Here is a 10,403-nt window from a genome sequence, read left to right as displayed (position 1 = left end):
TGAACCCGCCCTTAACAATGAAAGGACAACGCCTTATGCGTTGGCCTTTCACAGCAGAGCAGTACACCGCCCGCCAGCGCTACCGTGTTCCCGGAAACTTGCTACCAACTACATGGACTGGCGCTACCACCAAGCGCTACTCGCCACTGGAAATATCGCTCTTCCCGATGATTTACCTGCGCTCCACCGCGGATCCGGACTTTTTTCAGGGGGAGTCCGACTGCAACCACTTGGTTGCGTACACCTCGCTGCCGGTGGCCGAGCTGGCGCTCAGTAAGGCTGATGTGGCCGGGCTACCGCTTGCGGACGGCAGGGTCGTGCTCAGTCTGGACGGTCCGGGGGTGAACGCGACCGACCTGCCAAGCTTGTTCGGCGCGCGGGCCGGCTTAGCCATCCTGACGGCGCTGGCTGCGGCGTTGGTCAATGAACACTTGGGCTGCAACGACGACGGCGATCCCTACCGGGCAGCGAAAGCGACAAGCCTGGTGCGGGCCGGGCGGGTGGAAACTATGCGGGCCGAGCTCCAGCAGGGCCTGGACGAAGAGCAAATGCGGCGGACGTTCCGTGCCATCATCGCGTACAACTTCGACTGACGCCACGACTCACGTCGCTGCCCTGGGCGCGTATTCCTTGTCCCGAACATACGCCAAGCGCCCGACTGGGCCAGCCAGCCGAGCGCTTTGCGCGATCTACCAATATTCACCTAGCCACGGCCGTCTTGCACCGCCACAAGAAAGCGCCCTTTGGAGGCTCTGCTCGTCGCAGTCTTTTGACAGTCCCGCCTAGTTAAGCCACGCCTTCACCGCATCCTGGTGGGCGTCCACCCACTTCTTGGCGGCCGCGGCGGGTGCCATCCCGCCTTGGATGTCCTTCGCTACGGCGTTCTGGTCCGCGTTGGTCCAATGGAATGCCTTGGCGAGCTTGACGGCCGGTGACCCGCTGTCCGCAAACTTCTTGGAGAGGACCTTGTTCAGTTTGTACACCGGGTAGTCGCAGGCCACCTTTTCCGGGTCAGCGTCGCAGCCGGGGGTCCAGGCTGGGAGATTGACCTTTACCAGCGGCACTTCCGAGAGGAACCACTGCGGGTCGTAGAAGTAGCCCAGCAGCGGGGTCTTGTTCTTTTCCGCCGTTCGGAATGACTGGATGAGCGCCGCTTCCGACCCAGAGAAGACGACCTTGTAGTTGAGGTTGAGGTTTTTCACCAGCGCCTCGTCGTTGGTCACGAAGGCCGGGTCTCCGTCGAGCAGCTGTCCCTTGCCCGCGGACTCGGAGGTCTTGAACATGTCGGCGTACTTGTTCAGGTTCTTGCCATCGGTGATGTCTGGGTACTTTGCGGCCATCCACGGCGGGACGTACCAGCCGATGTGCCCCACGTTGCCGGTGGGGCCGGCGTCGACGGCGACGTGCTGGTCCGTGATGTACTGCTTGGCCAGATCTTCATGGCCCCAGTTTTCCATGATGACGTCCACCTGGCCGGAAGCGAATCCCTGCCAGGAGATCTGCTCGTTAAGGTTCTTCTCCACCACCGTGCAGCCAAGCTTGTTCTTGGCCACGTAGTCGTACACTGCTGCATCGGCGGTATAGCCGACCCAGGCGTTAAGCGCGACGTTGACGGTCCCGCAGTCCGTTTTGGAGGGACCGGCGGCCGCTGCCTGGTTCACGGTTGCAGCGCCGCAGCCGGTAAGCAGCATGAGGGCTCCCACGGCCGCCGCTGCCGCGGGGAGACTTCTGATTAATAGCCCTGCGGTTTTGGACATGTTTTTTCTCCTTGTTTTGGACATGCGCTGGGGTGGGAATGCAGTTTTGGGAATGGAGGTGGGCGTTTAGGTAATTCGTTTCCTGATGGGGGCCGCGGCAGCCGCTTGGGTGATGCGGTCCAGCAGAATGCCGAGGAAGACAATGGCAAGCCCTGCTGCCAGGCCCTTGCCGAACACCGAACTCTGAACAAAGCCGGCGACGACGTCGTAGCCGAGACCTCCTGCGCCAACCAGGGCGCCGATGACGACCATTGCCAGCACATACATCAGACCCTGATTGGCGGCCAGCGCAAGGGTTTTGCGGGCCATCGGAAGCTGGACCTTGCTGATGATCTGCCATGGGGTGGAACCGCTGGACACCGCAGCCTCCACCACCGTGGGTGAAATCGCGGCGATGCCGTCCGCGGTGATCTTGATGGCCACCGGGGCCGCGTAGATTATGGCGGCAACAATGGCGGTAAACCGGGTGGCACCGAACAATCCCAGGAAGGGCACCAGATAGACGAACGCCGGCATGGTTTGACCGGCATCGAGCATGGGCCGCATGGCCTGATCGATCCTGGCGGAGCGGCCCATGGCGACGCCGAAGACCACGCCGAGCAGCATCACTATAACGGTGGCCAGCAGAGTGCTGGCGAGCGTCACCATGGCATCGTTCCAGAGTCCCAGGGAGATGATCACCGCAAGGCAGAAGGCGGTCACTGACGCAAGCTTCCAGCCGCCGATGGCGCAGCCGGCGATCACGATCACCACGGCGAGGACATAAAACGGTGTGTCTGTCAGCAGCGATTGGAACGGGTTAAGGATTCCGACAGTCACCGACTCGCGGAAGGAATGGGTCAGGAAGTACAGGTTGGTTTGCAGCCAGCCGCTGGCCGCGCTCATGCCGTTGGTGATGGCCGGTCCAACGCTGAGATTCGCCGGGAAAACGGCGGCCCACAGTGCGGTGCGGGAGAGCTGCACCAGCCCCAGCACCAGGGCCAGGGTGGCACCAAGCACAATGATTCGAGCCCGCCCGTGCAGCTTGCGGGTCTTGGCGGCGCCCGGTTCAGCTCGTTGGCTCGCGGCGGTGGTGACGCGGTCGAGCACGATGGCCATCAGCACTATCGCCAGGCCGGAGTTAACTGCGGTGCCAACGTCGAGGGACTGCAGGGCGACGACGACCACCTGTCCCAGTCCGGGGGCGGCGATCAAGGCCGCGATGGTCACCATGGACAGCGCCGCCATCGTGCTTTGGTTAATGCCCATCACAATGGTCCGGCGAGCCATTGGAAGCTGCAGGGTGCGCAGCCGCTGCCAGCCCGTGGTGCCCAGTGAATCGGAGGCTTCCCGGGTGTTTTCAGGGATGCTGCGAATGCCGTGCGCGCTCAGCCGGATCACCGGCGGGGCCGCATAGATCACGGTGGCGATCACCGCGGACGCCGGGCCGATCAGGAAGATCAGTGCCAGTGGCGCCAGATAGACGAAACTCGGCATGGTCTGCATAAAGTCCAGAATGGGGGTGATCGCCCTCTGGACGCGGTTGCTGATGCCGGCCAGTACACCCAGCGGAATTCCGGTCAACAGGGTCAGCAGCACCGCCGTGACCACCAGGGCGAAGGTGTAGGCGGCATCGACGAACAGGCCTTGGAAGCCAAAGAACGTGAAGACAACGGCGGTCAGCGCGGCGACGCGGACGTTGCCGACGGCGAAGGCAATCCAGGTCAACACCGCAACGGTGCCCAGCCAGCCCATGACGGGGATGACCTGCCCCGTGGGGCTGGCCGCGAAAACGGCCATGAAGAAGCCCGCAATGGCTCCGACGAGGTTCCGCAGCGGGGTGAGGACGTACATGAAGACGGGGTTGCCGGACCGGTTCTCGGCGATCCAGGAGTTGAAATGGTTCAGATTCCGGTGCAGGTCCGTCAGTTCGGACGCGGGCAGCGCCAAAGTTCCCGTGCCATGCAGGAACAGGTATCCCAGCAGCCAGAGCACGCCGGCGCTCAGCAACAGCCAGGTCCGGCGGCTGAGCCTGCGGCGGCTTTCGCGCACCGCAGAAGGTTTTGCTGGGATTGCCGTCCGGTCACGAAGCAAGGTAGCCATCAGGCAACAGCCTCCTGGCTGGGAATATTCATGCCCTGACCGCCGGGCCCCTTGACGGCCGAGCCATGGACTACGGAGAGGATGCTATCGCGGTCAATCTGGCCGAGTACCATTCCACTTCCATCTGTGACCAGGATGGGGCAGCTGGCCCCCATCACCACCGGAATGGCGTCCCGGATCAGTGTGGTGGAGGCCAGGACGGGAGCATCCGGCGGGGTGGCCGCGGTGAGCGGAGCGGTGATCCATTTGAGCGTCAGGACATCCGCCCGCGGGACCTCGGAGACGAAATCCGCAATGTAGCTGTCCGCTGGAGAGCCCACCAGTTCATCACCCGAGCCCATCTGGACCATCTCGCCGTCGCGCATGATCAGGATGCGGTCGCCCAGCTTAAGCGCCTCGGAGAGGTCATGGGTGACGAAGACCATGGTCTTTCCCATCTCCTTGTGCAGGCGGATCACCTCGGCCTGCATGTCGCGGCGGATCAGCGGATCCAGCGCGGAGAACGGTTCGTCAAAGAGGATGGTGTCCGGGTCGCCGGCCAGCGCCCGGCCGAGCCCAACGCGTTGCTGCATGCCACCGGAGAGCTGGTCGGGGAAGTGCTGCTCGTATCCCTTCAGCCCGACGAGTTCGATGATTTCCCGGGACCGGGTGTACCGCTCACTCTTGGCCGTGCCGCGGATCTGCAGGCCGTAGGAGACGTTATCCAGCACGGTGCGGTGCGGGAGCAGGCCAAAATGTTGGAACACCATGGACATCTTGCGCCGACGCAGCTCGCGCAGCTCGGCGGTGCCGGCCTGCAACACATCGTGGCCATCCACCAGCACCTGGCCGGAGGTGGGTTCGATCAGCCGGGTGAGGCACCGGACCAGGGTGGACTTTCCCGATCCGGAGAGGCCCATCACCACGAACACCTCGCCCTTCGCCACGTCGAAATTCATGTTCCGCACGGCAGCAACGCAGCCAGATTCTGCAAGCAGCTCCGCCGAACCCAAGCCGGACAGACGCTCGTCATCGGGCACCCTGTCCCCGCGTGGACCGAATACCTTCCAGAGATTCTTGACGGAGATAACTGGATCACTCACTGTTGTGCTCCTGCCGTTGAAGGTCCAAACCAATGGCTGGGGCCAGGGTTGATGTTCTGCCAGATATGCTTGGTTTCGCGGTACTCGGCGAGGCCGGCCAAACCCAGTTCACGGCCATTGCCGGACTGCCCGAACCCGCCCCATTCCGCCTGCGGAACGTAGGGATGGTAGTCATTGATCCAGACCGTTCCATGCCGCAGGTCACGGGCCACGCGCTGGGCACGGGAGGCGTTCTCCGTCCAGACGGCGCCCGCCAGCCCGTAGCTGGTGTCATTCGCCAACCGGACCGCCTCCTGTTCCGTGCTGAATGTTTCGACGGTCAGCACGGGGCCGAACGATTCCTCCGCCACTACCCGCATGCCGGCGTGGCAGCCGTCCAGGATGGTGGGCGGGTAAAAGCTGCCGGCGGCCAGAGAACCTGCGTCCGGGATGAATCCGCCGCACAGCAGCCGGGCGCCCTCCGTCACACCTGTCTGGACATACGCGTGCACCTTGTCCCGGTGCCCGCTGGAGATCAGCGGGCCGGTTTCGGCGTCGTCGTCGAACGGGCCGCCGAGCCGGATGTCCTTGGCCCTTCGCGCCAGCTCGGCCACGAAATCATCATGGATCGAGTCTTGGACAATCAGCCGGGCGCCGGCAGAGCAGACCTGACCGGAGTGCAGGAAGATGGCCGTCAGCGCATTGTCGATGGCACTTTCACGGTCGGCATCGGCAAAGACGATGTTCGGGTTCTTGCCGCCCAGCTCCAAGGCCACCCGCTTCACTGTGGCAGCCGCGGCGGCCATGATCAGCTTGCCGGTGGCCAGTCCGCCGGTGAACGAGACCAAATCCACGCCGGGATCGGAGCTGAGCACCGCCCCGACGTCGGGGCCCGGACCGGTGACCAGGTTGGCGGCGCCGGCCGGGACCCCTGCCTCACGCAGGGTCTCCATCAGCAGGATCGACGTCGACGGGGTCAGCTCGCTGGGCTTGAGCACAAAGGTGTTGCCCGCCAGCAGGGCTGGCGCAACCTTCCAGGAGGCCTGCAGCAGGGGATAATTCCACGGGGTAATCAGGGCGCAGACACCAACCGGTGCGTGCACCACTTTGCTGATCGCATCCGGCTGGCCGGTGTCGATCACCCGGCCCGAGTCCGTACCGGCCAGGCCGCCGTAATAGCGGAAACAGGAAATCACGTCCTGGATGTCGTATTCGGCCTCAATGTAACGCTTGCCGGTGTCCAGTGCCTCGGCCCGGGCGTAGGCCGCCTTGTCCCTGCCCAGGAGATCTGCCACGCGGAGCAGGACTTGTCCGCGTTCTATTTCCGGCAGGCCCGGCCAGGTTCCGTCATCGAATGCCTGTCGTGCCGAGGCGACGGCGGCACGGGCATCGGCCGCGGTTCCCTCCGTGACATCGGCAACCCTGGTCCCGTCCGCCGGGCAGTGGATGACACGGGTGACTCCTGCGGATGACGCTGACCAGTCACCGTTCAGGAACAGGCCACGGACCAGGGATGTCCGGATATCCGTGAGGTTCAGAACGTTCATGATTCTCCTAATTCCGCACTACGGTGGCGTCTGAGGTCAGCGGCACGGGCTGCCGCTGACCGTCCCGGTGCAGCGTGCTGGAGCCGTGCCGGTAGAAATCAACGGCCATCGGAGCCAGCGGGTCTTTGCCGAGGATTAGATCCGCTGCTTTTTCGGCCAGCATCATGACCGGTGCGTAGATGTTGCCGTTGGTCACGTAGGGCATCGCAGAGGCATCCGCTACCCGTAGGCCGGTGGTGCCGTGCACCCGCATGCTCAGCGGGTCCAGCACTGCCATCGGATCGGAGGATGGTCCCATCTTGGCGGTACATGAGGGATGCAGGGCCGTTTCCGCATCCCGCGCCACCCAGTCGAGGATTTCAGCGTCGGTCTGCACCGACGGCCCTGGGGAGAGCTCGCCGCCGTCGAAGTCGGCCATGGCCCGCTGTGCCAGGATGTCCCGGGAAATCCGCACGGCCTCGACCCATTCCCGCCGGTCCTGATCGGTGGAGAGGTAGTTGAATTGCAGAGCTGGGTGGACGGTGGGATCCGTCGACTTGATCCGCACGCTGCCTCTGGCATCGGAATACATTGGCCCGATGTGCACCTGATAGCCGTGCTTGGCCTCGGCCTTTTGACCGTCGTAGCGCACGGCCACGGGCAGGAAGTGGAACATCAGGTTGGGGTAGCTGACGTCATCATTCGAGCGGACAAAGCCTCCGCCTTCGAAATGATTGGTCGCGGCGGGGCCAGTGCGGCTCAGAAGCCACCGCAGACCGATCAACGGGTAGCGCCATAGGCTTAGGCTGGGCTGCATCGAAACGGGCTTCGTGCAGGCATGTTGGATATAAACCTCCAAATGATCCTGCAGGTTTTCCCCCACCCCTGGCAGGTCAACTACGGTGGGAATGCCCAGTGAGTCCAAAAGCCCGGCCGGCCCAACGCCAGAAAGCTGCAGGAGCTGGGGGGTGTTGATGGCCCCACCGCACAAAATGACCTCGGTGGCGTTCACGCTCCGGAGCCGGCCATTGTGGCGATAGCTGACGCCGGAGGCCACAGTGCCGCGGAAGTTGACCTTCGTGACCAGCGCGCGGGTCAGTACCGTGAGATTGCGGCGAGCGCGGTGTGGCCGCAGGTAGGCGCGTGAGGCAGAGAGCCGCTGGCCCTTGTGCACGTTGCGGTCAAACGGGCCAAATCCCTCCTGCCGGTAGCCATTGACATCATCAGTCCGCGGATAGCCCGCCTCTTCGGCAGCCCGGAAGAACCCCTGAAAGAGCGGATTGCGTGCCGGTCCGCGCTCCAGCACCAGGGGCCCGTCATGACCGCGCAGCACATCGTCCGGATCCGCAGCCAAGGTTGTTTCCATCCGGTTGAAATACGGCAGGCAATGCGCAAAATCCCAGCTCTCCATGCCCGCGTCCGCTCCCCAACGTTCATAATCCAGAGGATTGCCGCGCTGGAAGATCATGCCGTTGATGGAGCTGGAACCACCCAGGACTTTTCCCCGGGCATGGGCCACCCGCCGGCCACCCATCTGTGGTTCCGGATCGGACTGGTAACGCCAGTCGTAGAACCGGTTGCCGCTTGGGAATGTCAGCGCCGCCGGCATCTGGATGAACAGGTCCCAGGGGTAGTCGCTCCGGCCAGCCTCCAGCACCAGCACGGTGTGCTTACCGTCCGCGCTGAGCCGGTCCGCCAAAACGGATCCGGCGCTCCCGCCGCCCACAATCACATAGTCGTAACTTTCGTTCGTCATGAGGCAAATCTCCTTGGGCGTGGTCTGAAAGTCGTTTCGAATGGGCGCAACCGGTTAGTACGAACGGCGTGGCCTGCTGCCCGGTTGCTGTGCTTAATTTCCTGCAAGGACCGCGGAGCGCGTTCGTTCCTTCCCCCCATTGCTCAGTTGCAGGGTCGGAGCTTCGCCCCTTGGCTTGAAATGGAGTACTGCCTGATGGTGCGGGACGTAGCCGTTGATGACGGGCCCGGTGGACCATAGGACGAAGCGCTCGCCAGTCGGCAAGCGATGCATCCTGAGGAGTGCAGGGGCGGTGAGCAGCGATGTGAAGGTGATGAGTCCCCTTCCACGCAGCGGGCTCAGCCCGTACGGCCGGTTGTGTCATCATCAACGGTAATCACCATACGCAACAGAGTGAGCCACGTCACCGTCTTTGTCAAGGATTTGTTTCCCGCTAATGCGGCCGCATGACAGCTCTGGAGGACCGGTCCGGGCGGAGCCCCTCTCATATGCAAGAATTTTCAGTGCTTAGTGCGCAACTCGTGTTGCACCGTCTGGACGCCACGTCGTGGTTAGTGGCCAGGCGCGGCCACTCAGCCGCTCCCCAGGGTGCCGCCACCCCGGCACCGTCGGAGTTGAAGGGACCGTCGTCCGTTCGGGCACTTCTTCATTAGGAAGAGGCGACAGCCAGGCCGCATGACTTGAAATTCGCGGGTGGAAGCTGCTTTGTGACGCTATTGTCTCGTCCTGTTACGGGGCGAACGTGGACAGTGGGGCGGTGTCCATCGAATGCGCTTGCTACCGAAGGGCATAGCCCATATTGGCACTTATCCGTAGCCCAGCCTGCTTCAGTGCTTCGAGGAGTCCCGGCGTCGTTTCGGGATCAAAGCGGAAGGCCGGCCCGGAAATACTTACCGCACCGATCACAACTCCCGTGTGGTTGTAGACCGGCGCCGCTGCGGCGTTCAATCCGATCTCGATTTCGTCCTTCGTTACTGCGTATCCATTGCGTGAAACGTCGAGAAGCTGATTTTCCAGTTGGTCGCGGCTGGTGGCCGTCCGCGGCGTCCTTGCAGGCAGCCCTGTCTCCTTTAGGATCCTGCCTCGTTCCTCGGCTGCAAGAGCAGCGAGTAGTACCTTCCCGCTGGAGGTGGCGTGCAGCGGGGTCAGGCTGCCCACCCAGTCGTAGGTGGCAAGCATTGAAGGCCCCATGGCTTGGTCGACGTTGACGGCGAAGTTGGAACGGAGCACGGCAAGGTTCACCGTCTCCTTGTATTCCTCGGCCAGGCTTTCCAGTACCGGACGAGCTTCATGGACGAGGCTCAGCCTTCCAGGGATGGAGCTTGCGAGCCGCAGAATTCCGAAGCCCAACTGGTATTTTCCCCGTCCAGTGTTCTGCTGGACCATATCCCTGCTCACGAGCGACCCCAGCAGCCGGGAGACCGTCGACTTGTGGAGGTGCATCTCCTCCGCTATGTCGCTTACGCCGGCATGGCCGTCCCGTGCCAGGATATCCATGACTGCAAGTGCGCGGTCCACGGACTGGACGCCCCCTTGCTGAGCTCTGTCTACTTCAACAGCAGGATCAGCGTCGTCTACTTCAACAGCAGGTTCAACGTCATTGTTCGAAGCCATGCTGCACTCTCTCGAGTAGTTTCTGCGGCCCTCTTACCTGCCACAAGGCCGCCTGCGGCGTCCTCTCGGTTAGATCCATCCCTCTGATCCTAGACCGCAATGGCAGGCTCACCGCTGCAGATGCAGCGGCTTTTACCGAGGGCCGAAAAACAGGCTCGCCGGCCGGCACCAAGCATGCATCGCCTTCGCGCCCCTATCGTCCGGCAGTTAGCTGGCGGCCCCGTCAGCGGGCACACTTGGTGGTATGGCTGATTTTGAGGCAGTGACAACTCACGGCTCGACGGTTGAGGATTGGACACGTGCGTTGGCAGAGTCCTCCGGTTCCCCAGGTGGTGGGGCTGGGGCGGGGGTGATGCTCGCGGTAGCCGCGTCATTGACGTCAATGGTTGCCGGATACACAGAAGTGGAAGAGCAGCAGAGCAAGGAACTGGCCGATATCCGCACGCGGGCGCGTTTACTGGCTCTTCAGAATTGAGAGTGTAGTCAGCGCCCCTGTTTGAGGTCCGAGTGCGGGGTGTTTCGGGCTGAGGTGAGGGCCTTGGGAGAGAATCAGGGTATCGACTCCGCTGTTTCTCTACCGCAAGGCCCTCGTGTTTAACGCTACCTT

8 protein-coding genes are annotated in these 10,403 nt (G+C 63.0%); 2 read left to right on the top strand and 6 right to left on the bottom strand.

Going from position 1 to position 10,403, the window contains the following annotated elements:
* Positions 1-593, top strand: a 593-nt coding sequence (locus IV498_RS17640) for a hypothetical protein (protein ID WP_269048389.1), incomplete at its 5' end; no start/stop codon positions are given.
* Positions 594-782: 189 nt separating this feature from the next.
* On the opposite strand, the gene IV498_RS17635 is transcribed toward IV498_RS17640, so the two are convergent.
* From IV498_RS17635 to IV498_RS17610, 6 genes are all read right to left on the bottom strand, one after another.
* Entirely contained in the window at positions 783-1,757 is a 975-nt protein-coding gene (locus IV498_RS17635; RefSeq protein WP_269048388.1) for an ABC transporter substrate-binding protein, read from the bottom strand.
* Between the two features lie 66 nt (positions 1,758-1,823).
* Positions 1,824-3,839 carry an ABC transporter permease gene (locus tag IV498_RS17630; RefSeq protein ID WP_269048387.1) on the bottom strand — a complete coding sequence of 672 codons (2,016 nt, stop codon included), beginning with the start codon at positions 3,837-3,839 and terminating at the stop codon, positions 1,824-1,826.
* Complete coding sequence (locus IV498_RS17625; protein ID WP_269048386.1) at positions 3,839-4,921, bottom strand: quaternary amine ABC transporter ATP-binding protein; 1,083 nt, start codon at positions 4,919-4,921, stop codon at positions 3,839-3,841. The genes IV498_RS17630 and IV498_RS17625 overlap by 1 nt, the downstream gene beginning before the upstream one ends.
* A complete protein-coding gene (locus tag IV498_RS17620; protein ID WP_269048385.1) occupies positions 4,918-6,447 on the bottom strand; it encodes an aldehyde dehydrogenase family protein in 1,530 nt (509 codons plus the stop codon). The genes IV498_RS17625 and IV498_RS17620 overlap by 4 nt, the downstream gene beginning before the upstream one ends.
* A gap of 7 nt (positions 6,448-6,454) precedes the next feature.
* Complete coding sequence (betA, locus tag IV498_RS17615) at positions 6,455-8,182, bottom strand: choline dehydrogenase (protein ID WP_269048384.1); 1,728 nt, start codon at positions 8,180-8,182, stop codon at positions 6,455-6,457.
* Positions 8,183-8,959: 777 nt separating this feature from the next.
* Positions 8,960-9,796 (bottom strand): IclR family transcriptional regulator, encoded by an 837-nt coding sequence (locus tag IV498_RS17610; RefSeq protein WP_269048383.1) that lies wholly within the window; start codon positions 9,794-9,796, stop codon positions 8,960-8,962.
* Positions 9,797-10,040: 244 nt separating this feature from the next.
* Between IV498_RS17610 and IV498_RS17605 the strand changes: the two genes are divergently transcribed.
* Complete coding sequence (locus IV498_RS17605) at positions 10,041-10,271, top strand: cyclodeaminase/cyclohydrolase family protein (protein ID WP_330059847.1); 231 nt, start codon at positions 10,041-10,043, stop codon at positions 10,269-10,271.
* Positions 10,272-10,403: the final 132 nt, after the last annotated feature.

The organism is Paenarthrobacter sp. Z7-10, assembly GCF_026932795.1.
GTDB lineage: Bacteria > Actinomycetota > Actinomycetes > Actinomycetales > Micrococcaceae > Arthrobacter_M.
The sequence above is the reverse complement of the archived record's forward strand: the minus strand, read 5'-3'. Positions and strand labels throughout refer to the sequence as shown.